The sequence below is a fragment of the Caulobacter rhizosphaerae genome, assembly GCF_010977555.1.
Taxonomy (GTDB): Bacteria; Pseudomonadota; Alphaproteobacteria; order Caulobacterales; family Caulobacteraceae; genus Caulobacter; species Caulobacter rhizosphaerae.
Map to the genome: position 1 here is coordinate 5,588,925 of NZ_CP048815.1, position 23,541 is coordinate 5,612,465.

20 protein-coding genes and 1 tRNA gene are annotated in these 23,541 nt (G+C 69.1%); 11 read left to right on the forward strand and 10 right to left on the reverse strand.

Going from position 1 to position 23,541, the window contains the following annotated elements; translation table 11 throughout:
• Window positions 1–40: 40 nt before the first annotated feature.
• Both gltB and G3M57_RS25515 read right to left on the reverse strand, forming a co-directional pair.
• Window positions 41–4,567: a glutamate synthase large subunit gene (gltB, locus tag G3M57_RS25510; RefSeq protein ID WP_163233519.1), complete on the reverse strand. Its 4,527-nt coding sequence runs from the start codon at window positions 4,565–4,567 to the stop codon at window positions 41–43.
• A 4-nt stretch (window positions 4,568–4,571) separates the two neighbouring features.
• Window positions 4,572–6,020, reverse strand: a complete 1,449-nt coding sequence (locus G3M57_RS25515; RefSeq protein WP_163233520.1) for an NAD(P)-dependent oxidoreductase — start codon at window positions 6,018–6,020, stop codon at window positions 4,572–4,574.
• A 452-nt stretch (window positions 6,021–6,472) separates the two neighbouring features.
• Between G3M57_RS25515 and G3M57_RS25520 the strand changes: the two genes are divergently transcribed.
• Both G3M57_RS25520 and G3M57_RS25525 read left to right on the forward strand, forming a co-directional pair.
• On the forward strand, window positions 6,473–7,969 hold the full coding sequence (locus G3M57_RS25520) for a phosphomannomutase/phosphoglucomutase (RefSeq protein ID WP_163233521.1): 1,497 nt from the start codon (window positions 6,473–6,475) through the stop codon (window positions 7,967–7,969).
• 224 nt (window positions 7,970–8,193) lie between these two features.
• Window positions 8,194–9,003 carry an undecaprenyl-diphosphate phosphatase gene (locus G3M57_RS25525; RefSeq protein WP_163233522.1) on the forward strand — a complete coding sequence of 270 codons (810 nt, stop codon included), beginning with the start codon at window positions 8,194–8,196 and terminating at the stop codon, window positions 9,001–9,003.
• Window positions 9,004–9,173: 170 nt separating this feature from the next.
• On the opposite strand, the gene G3M57_RS25530 is transcribed toward G3M57_RS25525, so the two are convergent.
• The gene (locus G3M57_RS25530) at window positions 9,174–10,130 is read right to left on the reverse strand and encodes a complex I NDUFA9 subunit family protein (protein ID WP_163233523.1); all 957 of its coding nucleotides are present in this window, start codon (window positions 10,128–10,130) and stop codon (window positions 9,174–9,176) included.
• 144 nt (window positions 10,131–10,274) lie between these two features.
• Here G3M57_RS25530 and G3M57_RS25535 point away from each other — a divergent pair.
• From G3M57_RS25535 to ptsN, 9 genes are all read left to right on the forward strand, one after another.
• Window positions 10,275–10,361, forward strand: a tRNA-Leu gene (locus G3M57_RS25535).
• Between the two features lie 237 nt (window positions 10,362–10,598).
• Complete coding sequence (locus tag G3M57_RS25540) at window positions 10,599–11,216, forward strand: ribonuclease D (protein ID WP_056754813.1); 618 nt, start codon at window positions 10,599–10,601, stop codon at window positions 11,214–11,216.
• Between the two features lie 10 nt (window positions 11,217–11,226).
• Entirely contained in the window at window positions 11,227–11,883 is a 657-nt protein-coding gene (gene lptC, locus G3M57_RS25545; protein WP_163233524.1) for an LPS export ABC transporter periplasmic protein LptC, read from the forward strand.
• A 17-nt stretch (window positions 11,884–11,900) separates the two neighbouring features.
• Window positions 11,901–12,494, forward strand: a complete 594-nt coding sequence (locus G3M57_RS25550; RefSeq protein WP_056755652.1) for an LptA/OstA family protein — start codon at window positions 11,901–11,903, stop codon at window positions 12,492–12,494.
• Window positions 12,495–12,512: 18 nt separating this feature from the next.
• Complete coding sequence (lptB, locus tag G3M57_RS25555; RefSeq protein WP_056755649.1) at window positions 12,513–13,271, forward strand: LPS export ABC transporter ATP-binding protein; 759 nt, start codon at window positions 12,513–12,515, stop codon at window positions 13,269–13,271.
• A 422-nt stretch (window positions 13,272–13,693) separates the two neighbouring features.
• Window positions 13,694–15,199, forward strand: a complete 1,506-nt coding sequence (gene rpoN, locus G3M57_RS25560) for an RNA polymerase factor sigma-54 (protein WP_163233525.1) — start codon at window positions 13,694–13,696, stop codon at window positions 15,197–15,199.
• A gap of 56 nt (window positions 15,200–15,255) precedes the next feature.
• Window positions 15,256–15,867 carry an exopolysaccharide biosynthesis protein gene (locus tag G3M57_RS25565; protein WP_056754804.1) on the forward strand — a complete coding sequence of 204 codons (612 nt, stop codon included), beginning with the start codon at window positions 15,256–15,258 and terminating at the stop codon, window positions 15,865–15,867.
• A gap of 51 nt (window positions 15,868–15,918) precedes the next feature.
• Window positions 15,919–16,551, forward strand: coding sequence for a ribosome hibernation-promoting factor, HPF/YfiA family (gene hpf, locus G3M57_RS25570; RefSeq protein WP_056754801.1), 633 nt, complete (start codon window positions 15,919–15,921; stop codon window positions 16,549–16,551).
• A 97-nt stretch (window positions 16,552–16,648) separates the two neighbouring features.
• The gene (ptsN, locus tag G3M57_RS25575) at window positions 16,649–17,119 is read left to right on the forward strand and encodes a PTS IIA-like nitrogen regulatory protein PtsN (protein WP_056754798.1); all 471 of its coding nucleotides are present in this window, start codon (window positions 16,649–16,651) and stop codon (window positions 17,117–17,119) included.
• Window positions 17,120–17,143: 24 nt separating this feature from the next.
• Here the strand turns inward: ptsN and G3M57_RS25580 are convergent, their stop codons facing one another.
• The 7 genes from G3M57_RS25580 to G3M57_RS25610 form a co-directional block, all read right to left on the reverse strand.
• Window positions 17,144–17,638 carry a hypothetical protein gene (locus G3M57_RS25580; RefSeq protein ID WP_163233526.1) on the reverse strand — a complete coding sequence of 165 codons (495 nt, stop codon included), beginning with the start codon at window positions 17,636–17,638 and terminating at the stop codon, window positions 17,144–17,146.
• A gap of 17 nt (window positions 17,639–17,655) precedes the next feature.
• Entirely contained in the window at window positions 17,656–18,261 is a 606-nt protein-coding gene (locus tag G3M57_RS25585; protein WP_163233527.1) for a peptidylprolyl isomerase, read from the reverse strand.
• Window positions 18,262–18,493: 232 nt separating this feature from the next.
• A complete protein-coding gene (locus tag G3M57_RS25590) occupies window positions 18,494–18,763 on the reverse strand; it encodes a DUF1150 family protein (protein ID WP_028041338.1) in 270 nt (89 codons plus the stop codon).
• A gap of 101 nt (window positions 18,764–18,864) precedes the next feature.
• Window positions 18,865–19,290, reverse strand: a complete 426-nt coding sequence (locus G3M57_RS25595; protein WP_056754787.1) for an Hsp20 family protein — start codon at window positions 19,288–19,290, stop codon at window positions 18,865–18,867.
• A gap of 268 nt (window positions 19,291–19,558) precedes the next feature.
• Window positions 19,559–19,924, reverse strand: a complete 366-nt coding sequence (locus G3M57_RS25600; protein ID WP_163233528.1) for a YdbL family probable chaperone protein — start codon at window positions 19,922–19,924, stop codon at window positions 19,559–19,561.
• A gap of 13 nt (window positions 19,925–19,937) precedes the next feature.
• Complete coding sequence (locus G3M57_RS25605) at window positions 19,938–20,114, reverse strand: YnbE family lipoprotein (protein ID WP_081684574.1); 177 nt, start codon at window positions 20,112–20,114, stop codon at window positions 19,938–19,940.
• Window positions 20,115–20,149: 35 nt separating this feature from the next.
• On the reverse strand, window positions 20,150–23,509 hold the full coding sequence (locus tag G3M57_RS25610) for an intermembrane phospholipid transport protein YdbH family protein (RefSeq protein WP_163233529.1): 3,360 nt from the start codon (window positions 23,507–23,509) through the stop codon (window positions 20,150–20,152).
• Between the last annotated feature and the right edge of the window lie 32 nt (window positions 23,510–23,541).

Consider the following 23,541-nt stretch of genomic DNA (forward strand, 5'->3'; position numbering starts at 1 on the left):
CCGGTTGAGAGGCCCATGTTAATCCATCTTTACGGCAGCGCTAAGCCCGCTCGTGAACCGCCTCTTCCGCCGCCAGGGGTTGCGGAAGCCGCGAGACCATCTCCTTGGGGCAGACCTGCCAGAACAGGTCGCGCACCCGATCCCAGTCGCGCAGCAGGCTCTCGGCGAAGGCCGAGTCCGTCTCGCGGGCGTGCTCGGCCACCAGCGAGCGCAGCACGCCTTCCCAGTAGGGCGAGGCCAGGCGCTGGACCAGGATGCTGTCCGGATTGACCAGGTTCTCGAACCGGCCGTGCTGGTCGAGGACGAAGGCCATGCCGCCGGTCATGCCGGCCCCGAAGTTGCCGCCCGTCGGGCCCAGGATCACCACCTGGCCGCCGGTCATGTACTCGCAGCCGTTGGCGCCGCAGCCCTCGACCACCGTGGTGGCGCCGGAGTTGCGGACCGCGAAGCGTTCGCCGGCCTGGCCGGCCGCGAACAGCCGGCCCGAGGTGGCCCCGAACAGCACGGTGTTGCCGATCAGGGTGTTGGTCTCGGGCGCGGCCAGTCCGCGGGCGGGCTTGATCACGATCGTCGCGCCCGACAGGCCCTTGCCGACATAGTCGTTGGCCTCGCCGGTCAGCTCGATGCGCAGGCCCTGGACCGCGAAGGCCCCCAGGCTCTGACCGGCCGAACCCTTGAGCTGGACGGTCAGGTGGCCGGCCGGCAAGCCCTTCATGCCGAACTTGCGCACGATGTGGCTGGAGGTGCGCGAGCCGATCGAGCGGGCGGTGCTGCGGACCGTATAGGTCAGCTGCATCTTCTCGCCGCGCTCCAGCAGGGGCGCCGCGTCGCGGACGATCTGGGCGTCCAGGGTGTCGGGCACGGCGTTGCGGCCGCCCTCCACCGTGCAGTAGGGCTTGTTCTGGCCGGGATCGGCGCGAACCAGCAGCGGGTTCAGGTCCAGGTCGTCCAGGTGCTCGCCGCCGCGCGACACCTGGGCCAGCAGGTCGGTGCGGCCGACGATTTCCTGCAGGGACTTGAAGCCCAGACCGGCCAGGATCTCGCGGACCTCTTCAGCCACGAAGCTGAACAGGTTGATGACCTTTTCCGGCGTGCCGGTGAACTTGGCGCGCAGGGCTTCGTCCTGGGTGCAGACCCCCACCGGGCAGGTGTTGGAGTGGCACTGGCGCACCATGATGCAGCCCATGGCCACCAGCGAGGCGGTGCCGATGCCGAACTCCTCGGCGCCCAGCATGGCGGCGATCACCACGTCGCGGCCGGTGCGGATGCCGCCGTCCGTGCGCAGCACCACCGAGTGGCGCAGGTTGTTCAGGGTCAGCACCTGGTTGGCTTCCGACAGGCCCATCTCCCACGGACCGCCGGCGTACTTGACCGAGGTCTGCGAGGACGCGCCCGTGCCGCCGACATTGCCGGCCACCAGGATGACGTCGGCCTTGGCCTTGGCCACCCCGGCCGCGATCGCGCCGATGCCGGTGGCGGCCACCAGCTTGACCGTGACCCGGGCGATCGGGTTGATCTGCTTCAGGTCGTAGATCAGCTGGGCCAGGTCCTCGATCGAATAGATGTCGTGGTGCGGCGGCGGGCTGATCAGCATCACGCCGGGCGTGGCGTGGCGCAGACGGGCGATCATCTCGGTGACCTTGAAGCCGGGCAGTTGCCCGCCCTCGCCCGGCTTGGCGCCCTGGGCGACCTTGATCTCGATCTCGCGGCACTGGTTCAGATATTCGGCCGTGACGCCGAACCGCCCCGACGCCACCTGCTTGATGGCGCTGTTGGGGTTGTCGCCGTTCGGCAGGGGCTTGTAGCGGGCGGAGTCCTCGCCGCCCTCGCCCGACACCGACTTGGCGCCGATCCGGTTCATGGCGATGTTCAGCACGCCGTGCGCCTCGGGGCCCAGGGCGCCCAGGCTCATGCCGGGGGTGACGAAGCGCTTGCGGATCTCGTTGACGCTCTCGACGTCGTCGGTCGAGATCGGATTGCGGTCCGAGCGCCAGTCCAGCAGGTCGCGCAGCTGGATCGGCTTTTGCGTGCGCAGGCCGTTGGACCAGCGGCGGTACAGCTCGAAGTCGCCGGTGTCGCAGGCGCTCTGCAGGGTGTGGATCAGCCGCGCCTCGAAGGCGTGGGCCTCGCCCGAACGGCGCAGCTTGTAGAGCCCGCCGACCGGCAGGGTCACGGCCGTCTCGCCCCAGGCCTTGCGGTGCAGCTCGACCGCCTTGCTCTCCAGGCCGGCCAGGCCGATGCCCGAGATGCGCGAGGGCATGCCGGGGAAGAACTCGGCCGCCAGGGCGCGCGACAGGCCGACGGCTTCGAAGTTGTAGCCGCCGCGGTACGAGGAGATGACGCTGATGCCCATCTTGGAGATGATCTTCAGCAGGCCGCCTTCGATGGCTGTCTTGAAGTTGATGCAGACGTCGCGCAGCGACTTGTCGCCGACCAGGCCGCGCTCCAGGCGGTCCTGGAAGCTTTCCTGGGCCAGGTAGGCGTTGACCGCCGTGGCGCCGACGCCGACCAGCACCGCGAAATAGTGGGTGTCCAGGCACTCGGCCGAGCGGACGATGATCGAGACGTACGAGCGCAGGCCCTTGTTGACCAGGTGGGCGTGGACGCCGCCGGTGGCCAGGATCATCGGCAGGGCCACGCGATCGGCCTGGCTGCCCTCGTCGGTCAGGACGATGGCGCCGCAGCCGCGCAGCACCGCGTCCTCGGCCTCGGCCCGGATGCGGTCGAGATTGGCGCGCAGGGCGTCGCCCGGCCGCGCCTCCTCCGCCGGCAGCGGCATGGTGCAGTCGATGACGGCGACGTTCTTCTGGCCCAGCAGGCCATGGATGCGCTCGTACATGCCGGTGGTCAGCACCGGGCTTTCCAGCACGTAGACATCGGCCTGGGCCGCGTCCTGGGCCAGGATGTTGCCCAGGTTCTTGAACCGGGTCTTCAGGCTCATCACGCCGGTTTCCCGCAGGGGATCGATCGGCGGGTTGGTCACCTGGCTGAAGTTCTGGCGGAAAAAGTGGCTGAGCGGCCGGTACTTTTCCGACAGCACGGCCAGCGGCGCGTCGTCGCCCATCGAACCGACGGCTTCCTTGCCCTCCTCGACCATGGGCGCGAGGACCATTTCCAGGTCCTCGAGGCTGAAGCCGGCGGCGGCCTGGCGGCGGGTCAGCTCCTCGCGGCCGTACTTGCGCGGCTCGGGGCCGGGGCCGATCTCCTTTTCGAGATCGACCATGTTGCCCAGCCAGTCGGTATAGGGGTGGCGATCGGCCAGTTCGTCGATGATCTCGTCCTCGCCGTAGAGCTTGCCGCCCAGCAGGTCGATGGCGATCATCCGGCCCGGCGAGATGGCCAGCTTGCGCGTGATGCGGCTTTCCTCGACGCCGCACATGCCCGCCTCCGAGCCCATGATCACCAGGCCGTCGTCGGTATAGGCCACGCGCAGCGGGCGCAGGCCCGAGCGGTCCTTGCCGGCCACGACCCAGCGGCCGTCGGTGGCGCACAGGGCGGCCGGGCCGTCCCACGGCTCCATCACCGCGTTGCAATAGCTGTAGAGGGCCTTGTGCGAGGCCTTCATGTGCGGGCCGTTGGCTTCCGGGACCAGCAGGGTCTTGGCCATCGGCGCGTCGCGGCCGGCCCGGACCAGCACCTCGAAGGTGTTGTCCAGGTTGGCGCTGTCGGACCCGCCCGGCTGGATCACCGGCTTCACATCGTCCCCGAACTCGCCGAAGGCGTCGGCCGCCATCTTGATCTCGTGGGACTTCATCCAGTTGATGTTGCCCTTGATGGTGTTGATCTCACCATTGTGGGCCAGCATCCGGAACGGCTGGGCCAGGCGCCATTGCGGGAAGGTGTTGGTCGAATAGCGCTGGTGGAAGATCGCCACCGCCGCGGCGAAGCGCTCGTCCTTCAGGTCCGGATAGAATTCGTCGATGTGCTCGGCCAGGAACATGCCCTTGTAGATCAGGGACTTGGCCGAGAACGAGCAGATGTAGAAGTCGCTGATGTTCTGGGCGTGGACGCGCTTTTCGATGCGCTTGCGGCACAGGAACAGGGCCCGCTCCAGCGCCTCGCCCTCCAGGCCGGCCGGGGCGGCCAGCATGATCTGCTCGATCTCGGGGCGGGTGGCGTTGGCCTTCTCGCCGATCACCGAGGTGTCGACCGGCACCTGGCGCCAGCCATAGATGTAGAAGCCGAAGCGCAGGGCCTCGGCCTCGACGATCGTGCGGCAGGCCTCCTGGGCGCCGAGATCCGTGCGCGGCAGGAAGACCTGGCCGACGGCGATCGGACCCTGGCGCAGGGCGTGGCCGGTGCGGCGCACCTGGTCGACGAAGAAGTCCTGCGGAACGCTGACCAGCACCCCGGCCCCGTCGCCGGTCTTGCCGTCCGCGTCGACCGCGCCGCGGTGCCACAGGGCCTTGAGGGCCTTGATCGCCAGTTCGACGACTTCGCGGCGCGGCTGGCCGTCGATGGCGCACACCAGGCCCACGCCGCACGCGTCGCGCTCGGTCGACGGGTCATAGGCGTGGCCGTCGATCAGGGCCTGGCGGTTCTTCAGATAGAGGTCGTGTTCGGACATGATCTTACTCCGCCGCGATCAGCGCCGCGGCGCCGGTCTTGGTCATCAGGTAGCGGTGCATGGCGTCGGCGGCGTCGCGGCCGTCCTTGATCGCCCAGACCACCAGCGAGGCGCCGCGCACGATGTCGCCGGCCGCGAACACGCCGTCCAGATTGGTCATCTGGTGGCGGACGTCGGCCTTGACCGTGCCCCAGCGGGTGGTCTTCAGGTCCGGCGCCGACCACAGCTGCGGCAGGTTCTCGGGCTCGAAGCCCAGGGCCTTGACCACCAGCTGGGCCGGACGGTCGAAGTCGCCGCCGTCGATCTCTTCCGGAGTCTGGCGGCCCGAGGCGTCCGGGGCGCCCAGGCGCATGCGGATGGCGCGCACGCCGGTCACGGCCTCGGCGTCGCCCTGCAGGGCGCGCGGGGCCGCCAGCCACTCGAAGGTCACGCCCTCTTCCTCGGCGTTGGCCACTTCGCGGAGCGAGCCGGGCATGTTGGCCTTGTCGCGGCGATAGAGGCAGGTGACCGAGGTCGCGCCCTGGCGGATGGCGGTGCGCACGCAGTCCATGGCGGTGTCGCCGCCGCCGACCACCACGACGTCCTTGCCCTCGGCGTTCAGCTCGCCGCTGTCATAGGCGGGAACCTCGTCGCCCAGCGTCTTGCGGTTGGAGGCGATCAGGTAGTCCAGGGCCGGCACGACGCCCTGCGAGCCCGAGCCCGGGGCGGTCAGGTCGCGCGCGGCGTAGACGCCCACGGCGATCAGCACCGCGTCGTGCTGGTCACGCAGCTGCTGCAGGGTGGCGTCGCGGCCGACCTCGAAGCCCAGCTTGAACACCACGCCGCCATCGGCCAGGCGCTGGGTGCGGCGCTCGACCACTTCCTTTTCCAGCTTGAAGCCGGGAATGCCGTAGATCAGCAGTCCGCCGGCTCGGTCGTGGCGGTCGTAGACGGTGACGGCGTAGCCTTCCTCGCGCAGCCGTTCGGCGGCCGACAGGCCGGCCGGACCGGCGCCGATGACGGCGACCGACTGGCCGCGATCGGCCTTGGCGACCAGCGGCTTGACCCAGCCCATCTCCCAGGCCTTGTCGGTCAGGTAGCGCTCGACCGAACCGATGGTCACGGTGCCGTGGCCCGACTGCTCGATGACGCAGTTGCCTTCGCACAGGCGGTCCTGGGGGCAGATTCTGCCGCAGACTTCCGGCATCGAACTGGTGGCCTGCGACAGCTCGTAGGCTTCCTGGATCCGGCCCTCGGCGGTCATCCGCAGCCAGTCGGGGATGTTGTTGTGCAGCGGGCAGTGGGTCTGGCAGAACGGCACGCCGCATTGCGAGCAACGCGAGGCCTGCTCGGTGGCTTTCGCGTCGATGAAGTCGGCGTAGATCTCGTGGAAGTCGCCATTGCGCTCGCTCGCCGCCCGCTTTTCGGGCGTCTTGCGGGCTACGGTCGTGAATTTCAGCATGCGCTCGGCCATGCGACTTCCCTCGTCCCTGCTGCCAGGGAAAAATTTGCGTGCGAGGGCCTCATACGGACTCTTGAGGGCAAGAAGAATGCGCTAGTCAAAAATATAGACGAATATATCCGTGATGGGCGCAGGGCTATTGCGAAAGAATCGCAGAAGACGCCCCAACTCGTCTACTTTGTTGACCCAGCCCTTCTAGCGACCCGAGATCGCGTCGAAGCAAGGCCCCGCCGCGTCATCGGCGGCTCGCCCCGGATTGCCTTGGATCTGCGGCCACTCTAACACAGCCCCTTCGCATCGTTCCGGCCGGGCCCAACGCCCGCGTCCGCCTCGGGAGAAATCGTCACGAGCTCCGGATAGTCGCGCCGGGACTTCACCCGAGCCCAGGCTTGGCAAATCGGCGCGAGTCCTGAATCGTGCCCGCCGCCACCCTCGCCCGCCCCTCAACAGCCGAAATGTGATTGATGTTCTCCAAGCCCCGCGCCGATCTCGTCCCCAACACGGCCGCCTATGAGAATGAGCCTCTGGTCAAGGCCACGGGGTTCCGGGAATACGATGCACGCTGGCTGTTCGGGCCCGAGATCAACCTGTTGGGCGTGCAGGCCCTGGGCCTGGGCCTGGGGACCTACATCCACGAGCTGGGCCAGTCGCGGATCGTGGTCGGCCACGACTTCCGGTCCTATTCGAGTTCAATCAAGAACGCCCTGATCCTGGGCCTGATCAGCGCCGGCTGCGAGGTGCACGACATCGGCCTGGCCCTGTCGCCCACCGCCTATTTCGCCCAGTTCGACCTGGACATCCCCTGCGTGGCCATGGTCACCGCCAGCCACAACGAGAACGGCTGGACCGGGGTGAAGATGGGCGCCCAGAGGCCCCTGACCTTCGGCCCCGACGAGATGGGCCGCCTGAAGGCGATCGTGCTGGGCGGCGCCTTCGTCGAGCGCGACGGCGGCAAGCTGATCCGGGTGCAGGGCGAGGCCGAGCGCTACATCGCCGACGTGGCCAAGCGGGCCCAGATCACCCGGCCTCTGAAGGTGATCGCCGCCTGCGGCAACGGCACGGCCGGCGCCTTCGCCGTCGAGGGCCTGCAGCGGATGGGCGTCTCCGAGGTCGTCGGCATGGACACCGACCTCGACTACACCTTCCCCAAGTACAATCCGAACCCCGAAGACGCCGAGATGCTGCACGCGATGGCCCACGCCGTCCGCGAGCACGGCGCCGACCTGGCCTTCGGCTTCGATGGCGACGGCGACCGTTGCGGCGTGGTCGACGACGAGGGCGAGGAGATCTTCGCCGACAAGATCGGCCTGATGCTGGCCCGCGACCTGGCCCCGCTGAACCCGGGCGCGACCTTCGTGGTCGACGTCAAGTCGACCGGCCTCTACGCCACCGATCCGATCCTGGCCGCCCACGGCTGCAAGGTGATCTACTGGAAGACCGGCCACAGCTACATCAAGCGCAAGAGCGCCGAGCTGGGCGCCCTGGCCGGCTTCGAGAAGAGCGGCCACTTCTTCATGAACGGCGAGCTGGGCTACGGCTACGACTGCGGCCTGACCGCGGCGGCCGCCATCCTGGCCATGCTGGACCGCAATCCGGGCGTGAAGCTGTCGGACATGCGCAAGGCCCTGCCCGTGGCCTTCACCTCCCTGACCATGAGCCCGCACTGCGGCGACGAGGTGAAGTACGGCGTCGTCGACGACGTGGTGCAGGAATACCAGGACCTGTTCGCCGCCGGCGGGTCGATCCTGGGGCGGAAGATCACCGAGGTGATCACCGTCAACGGCGTCCGGGTGCACCTGGAGGACGGCTCGTGGGTGCTGGTCCGCGCCTCGTCCAACAAGCCCGAGATCGTCGTGGTGGTCGAAAGCACGCAGTCGGAGGACGACATGCGGGCCCTGTTCCGCCAGGAGGTCAAGCCGCGCCTGGGCGACCGGGTCGGCAAGTACAACCAGGAAATCTGACGCGGCCTTTCCGTCTCCGTGCGGTCGCCCGCTTTTCGGGCGGGCGAAGGCCGGCGGACGAACGATCGACACGAAATCGGGGCAGGACGGGCCTGGACGGCCGCCAGGCTCGTCTCCACGGTTCCGCGACGCGGGCCGGCGGATAAACCCGATGCTTACCCCGCTTCCCGGGCGGGACTTTTTGCGGCGGCCGCGCCTAGGCCCGGCCCTTGAGAGGACTGACGATGCCGGATTGGCTGATCGCGATCGTGCTGGGCCTGGTCGAGGGCCTGACCGAATTCATTCCCGTGTCCTCGACCGGGCACCTGCTGCTGACCAAGATCGCCCTGGGCCTGACCGATCCGACCTGGGACACCTTCATCGTCCTGATCCAGCTGGGCGCGGTCCTGGCCGTGGTCGCCGTCTACTTCCAGCGCCTGTGGCAGGTGGTGGTCGGCCTGCCGACCAAACCGGAAGCCCGCCGCTTCGCGCTCAGCGTGATCATCGGCTGCATCCCCGCCTTCGCCGCCGGCCTGCTGCTGCACGGGGTGATCAAGCACTTCTTCGAGAACCCGTTCCTGCCGCAGGTGATCTGCGTGTCGCTGATCGTCGGCGGCTTCCTGCTGCTGTGGGTCGACCGCTCCAAGCTGCCGGTGCGCGAGGAGGACGGCATGGCCCTGTCCCTGAAGACCGCCTTCCTGATCGGCCTGTTCCAGTGCCTGTCGCTGGTTCCCGGCGTGTCGCGCTCGGGCTCGACCATCGTCGGCTCGATGCTGCTGGGGGTCGAGCGCAAGGCCGCGGCCGAGTTCAGCTTCTTCATGGCCATCCCGATCATGGTCGGGGCCTTCGCCCTGGACCTCCTCAAGAGCTACAAGGACATCGACCCCAGCCACGCCGGCACGATCGCCATCGGCTTCGTAGTGTCGTTCCTGTCGGGCCTGGTGGTGGTCAAGACGATGATCGCCTTCATCGGCAAGCGCGGCTTCACCCCGTTCGCCTGGTGGCGGATCGTGGTCGGCGTGATCGGCCTGGGCTTGATCTACATGCCGCGCTGACCAGCCAAACCACTGGGGACATGCCCTTGCGGCGTGTCCCCGAGACTTGGTGCGACGCTAGCTGTTGGGGACGCGCCGCAAGGGCATGTCCCCGGTCGCTGAACGAAAAAGCCGCGCCCGGTCGCAAGACCGAACGCGGCTTTTGCTTGCTTCTCCCGTGGGGAGAAGGATCAGAACGCCCCCGCCGGCACCTCGGCGTACTGGCCGCCCTTGCGGTAGCGGTAGAGGTAGGACGGAACCACCGCCTCGACGGCGGTCGGGACGACGCCGGCCTCGGCCAGGCCCGGCAGGCCATGGTCGGCGACATTGTCGGTCCTCAGCGACTCGACCTGGTCCGAGGTCAGCGGCGGGTTGATCGGCGACAAATCGCCGACCTTGCCGATCAGGCCGGCGGCGAAGAACGGGATCGGGGCCAGCACGCGGTTGCGGCCGGTCTCGCGCAGGATCAGCTCCATCAGCGCCTTGAAGCTGTAGACGGTTGGGCCGCCCAGCTCGTAGGTCAGGCCCTCGGCGGCCGGGCTGGAGACCGCCTTGGCCACCACGGCGGCCACGTCGCCGACATAGACCGGCTGGAACTTGGTCTCGCCGCCGCCGATCAGCGGCAGGGCGGGGAACAGGGCGGCCATCTGGCCGAACTTGTTGAAGAACTTGTCCTCGGCGCCGAACACGACCGACGGGCGGATCACCACCGCGCCCGGGAACGCGGCGCGGACGGCCGCTTCGCCCTCGGCCTTGGTGCGCAGGTACTTCGACGACGCGTTGACGTCGGCGCCCAGGGCCGAGACCTGCACCAGGCGCGCGGCGCCGGCCGCCCGGGCCTGCTCGGCGATCGTCCGGGCGCCCATCACGTGCAGGGTCTGGAACTTCTGCCGGCCGCTTTCCCACAGGACGCCGACCAGGTTGACCACGGCTTCGGCGCCGTCGACGGCGCGGGCCACCGACGGGACGTTGCGGACATTGGCCTGCACGACCTCGATCTGGCCGACGTCGCCCAGCATCCGCATGCGATAGGCCAGGTTCGGATTGCGCACCGCCACCCGCACGCGATGGCCCGCCTTGGCGAGCGCGCGTACGACCTGGCCGCCGACGAAGCCGGAGCCGCCGAACACCGTGACCAGACCTTGCATAATCAACCTCGTCCTAAACCCGTGAGCCGGGGGATAGACGACCGCGAGCCCAATCGCAACGAAATGCGCAACTAAGCGATTGACGCGGTCAAAACCTTTGCATAAACGTCCCGGCCTCGCGGCGATCCACGGATTGCTTTGCAGGCCCAGGTGGCGGAATTGGTAGACGCGCTGGCTTCAGGTGCCAGTGACTGAAAGGTCGTGGAGGTTCGAGTCCTCTCCTGGGCACCACCCCCTACCAACCTTCGAAAGAAGGTCGGGGTGGCGCCGAAAGTATCCAGGCTTCGGCCAGGCATCTGAAATTTCCAGACATTGAGGCTCCGCAAGCTCAACCAAGGGCTGGCGATGGTCGTGACCAGCGGATAGATATCCTGTTCATCCGGCCTATAGTGTCGGCGCCCCATATTTAAGGCGTGTCGGAATTCGCAACGTCCCGTGCGACGAGACCGAGGCGCGGAGACGTTAGACTTGGCCAACTTTCTGCATGAAGGCGATCTTCCGGACGGCGCGTTCGCCGGCGCGACCGCGGTCGCGATCGATTCCGAGACCATGGGCCTGCGCCTGGGCCGCGATCCGCTGTGCGTGGTCCAGCTGTCGTCGGGCGACGGCGACGCCCACGTGGTGCGCCTGGACCGCTCGACCTATGACGCGCCCAACCTCAAGCGCCTGCTGACCGATCCGGCCGTGGTGAAGCTTTTTCACTTCGGCCGCTTCGATATCGCCATGTTCCTGTTGCACCTAGGTGTCATGACGGCGCCTGTGTACTGCACCAAGATCGCCAGCAAGCTGGCCCGCACCTATACCGACCGCCACGGCCTGAAGGACGTGACGCGCGAGCTGGTCGGCGTCGAGCTGTCGAAGGTCCAGCAGAGCTCGGACTGGGGCGCGGCCGCGCTGTCGCCCGAACAGGTGGCCTATGCGGCGTCCGACGTGCTGCATCTGCACGCCCTGCGCGAGCGTTTGGACGCCATGCTGGTCCGCGAGGGCCGCATGGCCCTGGCGAAGGCGGCGTTCGACTATCTTCCCCACCGCGCCGCCCTCGACCTGGCCGGCTGGGAAGACGTCGACATCTTCGCGCACAGCTGAAGGCCGAGGCATGACCACGCTGGAGGCGGATCGGGCGGGATACAAGCGGGACTTGCGCCGCTGGCGCGCCCGCTCGCGCCGCGTCAAGCTGGCGCGCGTGGTCCTGCCGATCGCCATGGTCGCCATCCTGGCGACGGTCGGCGGCCAGGTGGCGTGGCGATCGTTCACCGCCGGCGACCGGCGGCCGTCCGAAAGCAAGGCGCAGATCCGCATGGTCACGCCGCGCTTCTACGGCCAGTCCAGCGACGGGCGGCCGTTCATCATCACCGCCCGCTCGGCGGTGCGCGACGAGAACGACCTCAAGCGGGTGTTCCTGGACGCCCCGACCCTGACCCTGGGCGTGGGCAGCCCCGCCCCTACCCGCTCGACCGCCGACCGCGGCGTCTATCGCGAGGACACCCTGAAGCTGCAGCTTTACGGCAATGTGCGCATGGACGACGGCGCCGGCTATCGCTTCGCCTCGGACGAGGCCCTGGTCGACACCCGCAACGGCAACACCACCGGCGAAACCGAGCTACAAGGCGAAGGTCCCACTGGACAGGTGCAATCCAACGCCTACTCCGTATATGACAAGGGCGACCGCATCATCTTCCGGGGCGGCGTCAGGACACGAATCGACCGGAAGACGGGCCAACCGATCCCGGAACAAGGGACGGCTTCCGAATAGACATGAGGACCTGGTTGATGAATCGATGGATGGCGCCGACGGCGATCGCCCTCAGCCTGTTGAGCGGCCCGGCCCTCCTGGTCGGCTTCGGGAGCGCGGCGACGGCTCAGACGACCGCCGCCGGCGGCAACAATTCCAGCGCGCCGGTGGACATCTCCGCCGACGAGCAGGAGGTCATCAACAGCCAGTGCAAGACCATCTTCCGCGGCGCGGTCGAGGTGCTGCAGGACAAGGCCCGCATGCGGGCGGCGACCATGACCGTCTACAATCGCCGCAAGACGCCGGGCAAGACGTCCTCGCCCACCGGCAACAACGACTGCGGCGACGTCGACCGCGTCGAGGCCGACGGCAATGTCTTCTACGTGACGCCCGAGCAGACGGTGCGCGGCGACCACGCCGTCTACACCTATGACAACGACACCATCGTCGTGACCGGCGACGTCGTGGCCGTTCAGGGCCAGGACGTGGCGCGCGGCGATCGCATGACGATCAAGACCAAGACCAACGACGTGAAGATGGAATCCAACGCCACGGGTCGCGGCAAGACCCGTGTGCGGGCGGTGCTCTATCCCGACCAGAACAAAGACAAGAAGCCCGCCGGCAAGCCGTAGGAACCCATGGCGTTTTCGATGCAATCCCTGGGCGTCAATCGCGACGCGGCCTCCGAAGGCCTGTTCGTCGACGCCGTCGGCAAGTCGTTCGGCGACCGTCCCGTCGTGAAGAGCGTTTCGCTGCGCCTCAAGCGCGGCGAGGTCGCGGGCCTGCTGGGCCCCAACGGCGCCGGCAAGACCACCTGCTTCTACATGATCACCGGCCTGGTCGCCGCCGACTATGGCTCGATCTATCTGGACGGCGAGGACATCACCTCCCAGCCGATGTTCCAGCGCGCCCGCATGGGCGTGGGCTACCTGCCGCAGGAAGCCTCGATCTTCCGCGGCATGACGGTCGAGCAGAACGTCATGGCCGTGGTCGAGATGCGCCAGAAGAACCAACGCAAGGCCCGCGAGCAGGTCACCCAGATCCTGGAAGAGCTGCGCATCACCCACATCCGAAAGTCGCCCGCCGTGGCGCTGTCGGGCGGCGAGCGGCGCCGGGTGGAAATCGCCCGGGCCCTGGCCAGCGAACCGTCGTTCATGCTGCTGGACGAGCCGTTCGCCGGCATCGACCCGCTGGCGATCTCCGACATCCGCGAAGTGGTCAGCTACCTGAAGAACCGCGGCATCGGCATCCTGATCACCGACCACAACGTCCGCGAGACGCTGCAGATGGTCGATCGGGCCTCGATCATCCACGCCGGCGAGGTGCTTTTCGAAGGCTCGCCCCAGGAGATCGTCGACAATCCCGAAGTCCGCCGCGTCTATCTGGGCGACAGCTTCGACGAGCGCTGAGGCCGCCGGGGCTGGTCCTCGCCCTTCGACGGGCTCGGGATGAGGACGCTTGGCGGGGCGACGACAATCGAAAACCTCATCCTGAGCCTGTCGAAGGACGAGGTTTTCGCGCGCCTGACGCTGGATGCCGGGCCTTCCTCGACGAACCTTTCGCCAGAACTTTAATCCGTGGACAGCTTGTCGCGGCAAATTTTGACGGGCGGGGCGTTCCGGATTCCCGGCCGCACCGCCATCAGCTGCGGCTCGCCCGGAATGGACATCCTGGTTTTTCAGTAGGTTAAGCCGCCCTTGCGGGAAAAACGCCCGTCTCTCCGGACGGAGTGTCGCACTGGCCCGCTTTTTGCTGGCGTTCGCGCCCCGTTAACCAACCTGCCCCTCTTATGGCGATCAACAGATGTCGTTGATTTGCCCAGGAGGGCGCATTGGCTCTCGGCCACAGATTGGAGCTTCGGCAAGGCCAGGGTCTTGTCATCACGCCGCAGCTTCAGCAGGCGATCAAGCTGCTGCAGCTGTCGAATCTCGAGCTCGACGCCTTCGTCGAGGCCGAGCTCGAGCGCAATCCCCTGCTCCAGCGCGACGATGGTCCGGCCGAGACCGAACGCACCGTTGAAGACATCGCCGAGCGCACGCCCGAAAACCTCGGCCTGGACGCGGTGTCCGACAGCGCCGCCAGCCAACAGATGGACGCCGCGCCCGACGACGTCTCGCCCGGCGAACGCGCCACCGGCGACGGCGCCGATCCCGCAGCCGAGCAGGCCGGCGGCCAGATCGATTGGTCGCGCACCGGCGGCGGCGGCAGTTTCGAGGGCGACGGCCACTACGAAGAGGCCCTGACCCGCGCCCCGACCCTGGTCGAACACCTGACCGAGCAGCTGGCCGTGGCCGGCCTCTCCCCCGCCCAGAACGTCGTGGCCGGGGTGCTGATCGACGCGGTCGACGACGCCGGCTACCTGCGCGCCGACCTCGAGGAGGTCGCCGACCGCCTGGGCTGCGACCTGGCCTTCGTCGAGGCTGTGCTGGGCGTCCTGCAAGGCTTCGAGCCTGCCGGCGTCATGGCCCGCGACGTGCGCGAGTGCCTGGCCCTGCAGCTGAAGGACGTCAACCGCTACGACCCGTGCATAGCCGCCCTGCTGGACAATCTGGACCTGCTGGCCCGCCGCGACATGAACGCCCTGCGCAAGGCCTGCGGCGTCGACGACGAGGACCTGCGCGAAATGGTCGCCGAGATCCGCGCCCTGACCCCTCGTCCCGGCGCGGCCTTCCACGCCGACCCGCCCCAGACCCTGACGCCAGACGTCCACGTGCGCGAGACGCCCGGCGGCCTGTGGCACGTGGAGCTGAACACCGACACCCTGCCCAAGGTGCTCGTCGACCAGCGCTACCACGCCCGGGTCAGCAAGGGCGCGCGGACGGACCAGGAAAAGACCTTCGTCTCCGACAGCTTCGCCACCGCCAACTGGCTGGTCAAAAGCCTCGACCAGCGGGCCAAGACTATCCTGAAGGTCTCCAGCGAGATCGTCCGCCAGCAGGACGGCTTCCTGGCCTATGGCGTCGAGCACCTGCGGCCGCTGAACCTGAAGACCGTCGCCGACGCCATCGGCATGCACGAATCCACCGTCAGCCGGGTGACCTCCAACAAGTACATCGCCACCCCGCGCGGGGTGTTCGAGCTGAAGTATTTCTTCACCTCGGCGATCCAGGCCACCGAGGGCGGCGAGGCCCACTCGGCCGCCAGCGTCCGCCACAAGATCAAGGCCCTGGTCGAGGCCGAGCGCAGCGAGGCGGACGTCCATTCCGACGATCGCATCGTCGAGATCCTCAAGGAAGCCGGCGTCGACATCGCCCGCCGCACCGTGGCCAAGTACCGCGAGGCCCTGCGGATCCCGTCGTCGGTCGAACGCCGGCGCTTGATCAAGGAAACCGCCTGACCGATGGTCCGGACGCTCGCGGTCCGCGTTGATAGACACGCGACCCAAGGCTGAGCATGAGCATCCAGAGACTATCCGACGTGATCGAAGGATTCGGCGAGGACGAGCGTCCCGTCCTGACCGTCGGCCAGATGCTCGAGCAGTTCGACAGCCGCGCCTTCGGGGCCATGCTGCTGGTGTTCGGCCTGCTGAACTGCCTTCCCCTGCCCCCGGGCTCGTCGACGATCCTCAGCCTGCCGATCCTGCTGCTGGCCCCGCAGATCGCCTGGGGGTCGGACGTCCCGTGGCTGCCGCGCAAGCTGGTCGAGCATCCCCTGAAGCGCGACGACCTGCGCGGACTGTTCCGTAGGCTGACACCGATCGTCCGGCGGATGGAGCTTGTCACCCGCCCCCGGCTGAAGATCCTGTTCGGGCCGGTCGGCGAGCGGCTGATCGGCGTGGTCTGCACCCTGCTGGCCCTGGTGCTGGTGCTGCCGATCCCGCTGGGCAACCTGGCGCCGGGGGCCACGGTGGCCGTCCTCGCCCTGGCCCTGCTGCAGCGCGACGGCCTGCTGGCCCTGCTGGGCTACCTGATGGCGGCGGTCAGCGTGGGCCTGCTGGTGCTGAGCGCGGGCGTGGTGGCGGCGGCGGTCGAACGGTTGCTGCACATGATTCCGGGACTGTTTTAAGTCGCTTTTGCGACGCTTGACACCAGGCGCGGACGGGCGCGTTGATAGGCCATGCAAGTCCAAATCTCCGGCAAGCATGTCGACGTTGGCGAGGCTCTGCGAGCGCGAGTCTCCGACGAAATCACCCTGAGCATCGGCAAGTATTTCGACCGCGGCGGCGACGCCGATGTCGTGATCAGCAAGGAGGGCTTCGCCTTCCGGGTCGATTGTTCGGTCAAGCTGGCTTCGGGCCAGCAGCTGATCAGCCATGGGTCGGGCGGTGACGCCCACGCGGCCTTCGACGCCGCCCTGGCCAAGATCGAGACGCGCATCCGCCGCTACAAGCGGCGGCTGAAGAGCCACTCGATCGCCGCCAACGCCAAGCAGGCCGAGAACGCGGCGATGTACGTGTTGCGGGCCCCCGACAGCGACGAGATCGACGACGACGACTGGACGTCGGAGGACGACCATCCGACCGGCGCCCCGTCGGCCATGATCATCGCCGAGAGCCAGGCCTCGCTGAAGACGATGACTGTTTCCATGGCGGTCATGGAACTGGACTTGACCGAGTCCCAGGCAATCGTGTTTAGGAACGCCGCCCACGACGGTTTGTCGGTGGTCTACAGGCGGCCTGACGGAAATATCGGCTGGATCGACCCCGAACGCACCAAGTCGCTGAACGGGCACGCTCCGGCCGCAAGCTGATCGAACCTCGGATCGGTCGGCGCGTTTCGGTAGGCCCCCGTCTCGACGAGAGGCGGCGACGAAGCGCGACGACCGACTGCGAGCGAGTTTCCACACCATGACCCTTGGCGATCTCCTCGAGCCCGGCGCCGTCACCCTCAGAGTCAGCGCCGCCAACAAGCGTCAGGTCCTCGGCGTGATCGCCGACGTCGCCGCCCGGGTGTTCGGCGTCGACGCCGACGAGGCGCTGGAGGGCCTGATCGAGCGCGAGAACGCCGGCTCCACCGGCGTCGGCCAGGGCGTGGCCATCCCGCACGCGCGGCTGTCCGACATCGACCGGGTCCGCGCGGTGTTCGTGCGCCTGGAGACCCCCGTGGCGTTCGGCGCGGTCGACGACAAGCCGGTCGACCTGCTGGTCGCCCTGTTCGCCCCCAAGGAGGCCGATTCCAGCCACTTGCGGGCCCTGGCCCGGGTGTCGCGGATGATGCGCCAGCCTGAGCTGCGCGAGCAACTGCGCCAGGCCCGCTCGGCCGATGCGGTGCACGTGATGCTGACCCACGCCCAGGAGAGCAAGCCGACGGCCGCCTGATCGCGTCGAGCGGCCAGCCGCCCGTCAGAACCCCGCCATGTCGTCGGCCAGCCAGGCCGCGGCGGCGGGATTTCCATACTCGCAGCCAACCAGGACCTTGCCGTCCAGGACCCCTTGGCTGAGCTGGTAGGCGACGATTTTGCGCGTATCGTCGATCCGCCGCTCGGCGGGTCCATAGGGCTCGGCCTCGAGCTGGAGCCGGGCGGAGACCGCCGCCAGGGTCTGGCCTTCAACCACCATGACGATCCGGCCCGGCGAGACATAGATCGCGTCCGCGGAATGGCCCAGCGCGCTGACCGGCCTGGCCAGGCGATAGAGATTGCCCGACGGCGCGGCGAAGGCCTGGGCCGCCGATTTCATGCCGGCGTCCTCGGCGGCCAGCGCGCCCATCAGCGTGGCGACGTCGCCGTCGTCGACCTGGCAGGACACCGCGCGCGCCAGCAGGCCTTCGCGGGCCAGCGCCGTCGACGGGAGGGCGGCGGCCAGCGACACCAGGGCCGCGCACCCGACTGTTCCCAAGAAGTGCTTCATCGCCGTCAGACCCGCTTCATGCCGATGATCTTCACCGGCGGGTTCAGCATCTGGCCCTTCATGGCCGGATAGAGTGCCGGCCCGTCGGCCTTCAGGGCCAGGATCGTCTTGACCACGTCCAGGCCCTGGACCACGCCGCCGAACGCCGCGAAGCCCTGGTTGTCCCCCGCTGCGCCGGGATGGGCGTCGAGGTAGGGCTGCGGGCTGGCGCAGATGAAGAAGTCGCAGGTGGCCGTGCCGGGGGCGTTGCGGGCCATGGAGATCGTTCCGGCCCGATGCTTGATCCCGGTCAGACGGGTGCTTTCGTGGGCGATGGGGGCGAAGCGGCGCACCCGGTCGGGCGGCCCGCCCTGGATCGAGCCGGCGCCCTTGACGCCCTTGGTCTTGGAGGCGCGATAGAAGGTCCCGCCGTCGTACTTGCGGGCGTCGACATAGCGCAGGAAGTTGGCGGAGGTGATCGGGGCCTTGCCGGCCTCCAGCTCCACCACGATCGTGCCATGGTCGGTCTGGATCGCCACGCGGGGCTTGGGCGCGGCGGCCCAGGCGGGGCCCGCGATCAACAGTCCCGCCAAGCCCAGCAGGTTTCGGCGTCCGATCCCCGTCTCGCTCATTTCGTCGTCCTCGCCTTGTTGTCGGTCGAGATTCCTTACCTCGCCTCGACGGGGTGCGTCGACAAGACCGAGCGGCGCGGCCGTCCTCGTTCTTCGACACGCTCAGATGAGGACGAATTCGACGGCGGTTCAGTGGAAATCCTCATCCTGAGCCTGTCGAAGGACGAGGATTTCCACCCGCACAAGGGCGGGAACAACGGCCGCAGTTAAAATGCGGCCGACGACTAGGGTCTTAGTGCACCGACACCGGCGCCAGTTCGTGGGCGAGGGCGGCGGCGACGGCCGCGTCCTTGTCGGTCAGCACGGCCAGGCGGGCGCCGTCGGCGCGGAACACCGCGTACAGGGTCTGGTCGGGAGACAGCTCGACCTCGTCGGTCACGCCGACCGGCACGTCGGCCAGGATCTCCGCCGCCTTGATCGGGCGCACATAGACCAGGTCCGGGGCGCCCAGCGCCGCGAAGGCCTCGGCGGAGAAGAACGGGGTAGCGGGGTTGGGTGTCATAAGACCACCTCCTTCGGAAGGGGAACGCTCCGTGTCGCGTCTGGGTTCAGACCGCGATCATGGGCTATCAAGCGAGGGGTTGTCGGCGGGCGATCGGGCGATCAGCCCACCGAGCGGATCGGGATGCGGCGGACCAGCCGCTCGGGCTCCGGACGGGCCAGGTCTACGTGCAGCAGGCCGTGCTCGAGCGTGGCGGCCGTGACCTCCATGCCGTCGGCCAGTACGAAGGTCCGCAGGAAGCCGCGGGCGGCGATGCCGCGATGCAGATAGGCCTTGTCGGCTTCGGGCCTGCCCTCGGTCTCGCGCCGCCCGGCCACCACCAGCTGGCCGCCTTCGACGGTGACCTGCAACTGGTCGGGCGAGAAGCCGGCCACCGCCAGGGTGATGCGCACCCCGCCGTCCTCGGCCTGCTCGACATTGTAGGGCGGATAGCTTTCGGCGGCGGCCTTGGCCGCGCGCTCGATCAGGTCTCTGGTGTGCTCGAAGCCCAGCAGGAAGGGGCTGTCGAACAGGATCGTCCGGGTCATCGCGAAGTCCTCGCTGAAGCGACTTCGTTCGCGAGGACCAGGCCCGAAGTCGGCGCCTGGGCCTCGCAACGTGACACCTAGGTGGCGACTCGCGAGGACGGGTTCAAGAGGAACCTAAGGTCCTCCCCCTGTGGGGGAGGTGTCGCCCGACGGGCGACGGAGGGGGAGTGGTGCGGCGTAGACCGTGATCACGACCGCCGGCGCAAACTCCCCCCACCGGCCTTCGGCCGCCTCCCCCACAGGGGGAGGAACAGCCTTGGCCGTTCGCCTACTTCTTCGTCCAGCCGCCGTTCAGCGGCTTCCAGTACTGGCCGGGCGCCAGGCGGCCGTAGAGCTGCTTGGCGGTGGCCTGACCGGCAGCCTCGGCGGTGACGCCGGTCTTGGCGGCGGTGTCCTTGTAGACGGCCGCGCGGCCGGCGTTGATTTCGGCCACGGCGGCCCGGAGGGCGGCGTCGCCGCCCGAGACCACGCCTAGGAAGCCGTCGGCCTGTTCGCCCACGACGCCCGCGGCCTTGCCGGCGTCGACGGCGGCCTTGGCGGCGGCCGACTGGGCCAGGGCGGGAAGGGCCACGAAGCTCACGGTCGCGCCCAGCGAGGCGGCCAGGGCCAGGACCGTCATAGTCTTGCGGATCATGTCGGTTCCTCTCTTAGAACAGGTTGGGGTTTTGCTGGATCGCGGACTGGACTTCCTTGTCCAGTTGCACGCGCACATTGGCGTCCAGCTTGGCGTAGATGTTGATCGGGTCGACCTTCACCCGCACCGTCGGTGTGCACGCCGCAAGGGCGCCCACCGCGAGGAGGGGAAGGATCAGGGCGCGCTTCATGGCGGGTCTCTCCAGTTCTCGGGGAATGTGCGGCTTCAAGGCTGAACCGTGCCTGAACGCGGCGGCGGGGTTGGCGTAAGCTGAGGCGTAGGCGGCGTAGGCGGCGTAGGCGGTATAGGCGGTGTAGGCGGTATAGGCGGTGTAGGCGCGGACGGAGTCGCCGCCGAGGCCGCGGCCGCACGGGCCTGGGCTTCCTCCCAGGCGCGCTTGGCCGCGGCGATCAGCTCGTCGAAGTTCAGCGACGTATCCAGGGTCAGGTCGACGGGCGTCTTGGCGGGCAGGGGGATGCGGCGCTGGAAGGCGCTGCCGTTCAAGAGCTCCATCAGCCCGATCCGGGCCTTTTCGGCCACCTTGGGATCGTGCTCGCCCTTGATGTGGAACAGCACGCCCAGCCGACCCTTGTCGGTGCTGTTGACCCCGGCCTCCAGCGTCTCGAAATGCAGGTTCTCCATCGCCTGGTAGGCGAAGTCCTGGATGGCGTTGACCGGCACGGCCTTGGGCGCGGTCAGCGGGTCGGCCGGATCGACCGTTCCCTGGCCCGCCTCCACCCCGGTCAGGGCCTCGCGGGCGATCGACAGGCGGCCGGGGCCGGTGGCGTAGACCTTGCCGTCGACGAAACGGAAGCCGGCCGGGCTGGCCTCGAACGGCAGGCGGCCATCGACCAGCGCCTCGATCTTGACCTTGTCGGACAGGGACGAGCCGGCCACCAGCTGGCCCAGGTCCAGGCCGGCGATATTGACCACGCCCTTCATCGCGCCCTTGCCGTCCAGCGGCACGTCGAACGGCTCGATGCTGATCTTGCCCTGCGACGCCTCGAAGGTGGTGGTCTCCAGGTGCAGGGCCTCGGCGCCGAGGCCGAAGCTGGCCCGGATCGACTGGATCGGCACCACCGCGTCGATGGTGTCGATGGTCACGACCTGGCCGGGCGGGGCGGTCAGCGGGGCCAGGCTGTCGAAGACGATCTCGCCCTTCAGCCGGCGGGCCGGGCCCAGCGGGCTCTTGAAATCCAGGCCTGGGGTCGAGGCCCGGCCCTGGCTGGTCATGATCTCGTCATGCCACGCGAACTGGCCGGTGAAGGCGACCGGGCCCTCGGCGTCGCGAGCGACCACGGCCAGGGGCGTCAGGTCCAGCGGCTGCAGCCCGCCCTTGGCGAAGGCCAGGGTCGAGGCGTCGATATCGGCCTGGCCCCGGCCGCTGGCCACGTCGTGGCGGATCGTCACCCGGCCCAGCGGGCGGCCGGACAGGGTCTTGCCGTCCAGGGCGCCGGTCCACTGGCCGCGGGCCAGGTCGACCTCGCCGGTCGCGGCGATCGTCTCGAAGCGCTTGCCCTCGGTCGAGGCCTCGACCACACGGCCGCCGGTGACCTTGACCTGGGCGGCGTCGAAGCCGCGCCCGCCGCCGACGAAGCTGGCCTCGACCCCCTCCAGCCGGGCCTGGGCGACATTGACCATGGCCGCCCCGTCGCGGATCAGGGCCGAGGCGCGCCACAGCCCGCCGCTGGCCGTGACCAGGGGCTGGGCGGTCGGACACAGCTTGAACGTCACGTCGCTGATCGGCGGCTCGCCCATGGCGATGGCCTTGGCGGTCATTGGCGTGCAGCCGTTCAGCCGGATGCTCAGCCCGCCGCCGGCCAGCTGGGCGCGGCCGGCCAGGGTTCCGCCGACGCCGATGAACGGCGGCACGTCCACGGCCCCGGCCACGATCACGTCGCTGGTCAGGCCCGCGGCGTTCGCGCGCCAGGTCGGAACCTTCAGGGTCAGGTCAGGCAGGCCGCCGCCGCCCAGGGCGACCGCCGCCCGGCCGTCGGCCGTTCCGGCCCGCGCCGCCACCAGCGGACCGCCCGGCGCGTCCAGCGTGACCTTGGCGCCGCTGGCGGCGGTCAGGGCGATGGGACGGGGCAGGGACAGGATCGTCTGTCCGCCGGTCATCCCCAGCTTCAGGGCCGGCGCGCTCAGCGTGAACCGCGACAGGGCCCGGGCGGCGGCCTTGGCGTAGTCGGGATTGGGCAGGGCCAGGGCCACGCGCTGGGCGTCCGGCCCGGTCATGGCCCCGTCGGCGTCGGCCTGGGCGTCCAGGGCCAGGGCGATCCCGTCGGTCCCGGCCGAGAACCGGCCCTTGCCGTCGGCGGCCAGGCCGGACAGCACGACCCCGCCCATCGCCGCCCGGCCGCTGCCCAGCGCCGCCGACAGCGGTCCGCTGACCGAGCTTCTGGTCTTGTCGGCGACCATCGTCAGGCTGGAAGACTGGAGCTCGAGCACGGTGTGCGACAGGGCCGCCCCGCCCGCCACGGCCCGGTCGGCGTTGGCGGTCAGGCGGGTGCGGGCGGAGCCGCGCAGGCCGGTCGGGTCGTAGGTCAGGGCCAGTTTGGCCAGGTCGAGGTCGGCGACCACGTCGCGGCTGTCCAGACCCTGAGCCGTCAGCCGCTCGCCGCGCGCGTGCAGGGTGGTCTTGCCGGTCAGGCCGCCGCGCCGCGCGTCGCCGCTCAGCAGGCCCGACACCGCCAGGTTGGCCTCCAGCCCGCCCAGGCTGGCGCCCTCGACCTCGGCCCCACGGGCGGTCAGGGCCAGCCGCGCCTCGGCCGGACCGACCATCGACAGCGACTTGAGGTCGGGATAGGTCAGGTCGGCCTGCAGGGTCCCCTGCGCCTCGGTCAGGTCCAGCTGGCCGGCGCTGAAGGTCTTCAGGCCCAGCTGGACGTCGACGGTCAGGCGGTCGCCGCGCTTGCGGGCCTTGACCAGCGCGCCGTCGGCCTCGAACGACAGGGCCGGCGTCGCATAACGCATGGCCGCCAGCCGGCCGTCGAAGCGCAGCAGCTTGCCGTCGTCGAGGCTGGCGTCGCCGGTCAGGCGGGCGGGACCGCCGGGGGTGCGCAACAGCACCCGGGCGTCCTCGATCAGCACCGCCGGACCCGGGGCGGCCGGTTCGGCCGGCGACTGCAGCGCCCGATCGATCAGCGGCTGCAGGGTCCCGAAGTTCAGGCCGTTCTGGTCCAGCCGGGCGTTGACCCGCGGCCGCACCAGCCGCACGGCCCGCGTGTTGAGCGCGAACTTGCCGCCCGTCCATGGGGAAGCCAGATCGTAGGCCACCTCGATCCGCTCGGCCGAGAACACCGGGGCGTTCTTGGGCCCCAGGCGGATGGCGCCGGCGAAGCCGGTGGCGTCCAGGTCGTCCAGGTCGACGCTGGCTTCGATCCCCTGGTCGTTCAGCCAGGCCAGGGCCAGCTCGCGGCTGATCTCGCGGCGGCCGGCATAGGCGCAGAAGCCCACGGCGATGAACGCCAGGGCCGCCAGGCTCATGGCCTCCAGGCCGACGTCGACCAGCGCCGCGCGGCGGAACCGCGACGGGGAGGACGGCTTGGCGTCGGTTTGGGGCTCTGGCGGTGCGGTCTCGGCCATCGGGGGGCACAATGCCGCAAGCTGCGGCGATT

Bases quoted from the DNA above. Each gene is read 5' to 3' on its own strand.
- hpf (WP_056754801.1), top strand. From the start codon at position 15,919: ATGCAAGTCCAAATCTCCGGCAAGCATGTCGACGTTGGCGAGGCTCTG.
- G3M57_RS25525 (WP_163233522.1), top strand. From the start codon at position 8,194: ATGCCGGATTGGCTGATCGCGATCGTGCTGGGCCTGGTCGAGGGCCTG.
- G3M57_RS25585 (WP_163233527.1), bottom strand. From the start codon at position 18,261: ATGAGCGAGACGGGGATCGGACGCCGAAACCTGCTGGGCTTGGCGGGA.
- G3M57_RS25605 (WP_081684574.1), bottom strand. From the start codon at position 20,114: ATGAAGCGCGCCCTGATCCTTCCCCTCCTCGCGGTGGGCGCCCTTGCG.
- G3M57_RS25590 (WP_028041338.1), bottom strand. From the start codon at position 18,763: ATGACACCCAACCCCGCTACCCCGTTCTTCTCCGCCGAGGCCTTCGCG.
- ptsN (WP_056754798.1), top strand. From the start codon at position 16,649: ATGACCCTTGGCGATCTCCTCGAGCCCGGCGCCGTCACCCTCAGAGTC.
- G3M57_RS25595 (WP_056754787.1), bottom strand. From the start codon at position 19,290: ATGACCCGGACGATCCTGTTCGACAGCCCCTTCCTGCTGGGCTTCGAG.
- gltB (WP_163233519.1), bottom strand. From the start codon at position 4,567: ATGTCCGAACACGACCTCTATCTGAAGAACCGCCAGGCCCTGATCGAC.
- lptB (WP_056755649.1), top strand. From the start codon at position 12,513: ATGCAATCCCTGGGCGTCAATCGCGACGCGGCCTCCGAAGGCCTGTTC.
- G3M57_RS25565 (WP_056754804.1), top strand. From the start codon at position 15,256: ATGAGCATCCAGAGACTATCCGACGTGATCGAAGGATTCGGCGAGGAC.
- G3M57_RS25610 (WP_163233529.1), bottom strand. From the start codon at position 23,509: ATGGCCGAGACCGCACCGCCAGAGCCCCAAACCGACGCCAAGCCGTCC.
- G3M57_RS25550 (WP_056755652.1), top strand. From the start codon at position 11,901: ATGAATCGATGGATGGCGCCGACGGCGATCGCCCTCAGCCTGTTGAGC.
- G3M57_RS25520 (WP_163233521.1), top strand. From the start codon at position 6,473: ATGTTCTCCAAGCCCCGCGCCGATCTCGTCCCCAACACGGCCGCCTAT.
- G3M57_RS25515 (WP_163233520.1), bottom strand. From the start codon at position 6,020: ATGGCCGAGCGCATGCTGAAATTCACGACCGTAGCCCGCAAGACGCCC.
- lptC (WP_163233524.1), top strand. From the start codon at position 11,227: ATGACCACGCTGGAGGCGGATCGGGCGGGATACAAGCGGGACTTGCGC.
- G3M57_RS25530 (WP_163233523.1), bottom strand. From the start codon at position 10,130: ATGCAAGGTCTGGTCACGGTGTTCGGCGGCTCCGGCTTCGTCGGCGGC.
- G3M57_RS25600 (WP_163233528.1), bottom strand. From the start codon at position 19,924: ATGATCCGCAAGACTATGACGGTCCTGGCCCTGGCCGCCTCGCTGGGC.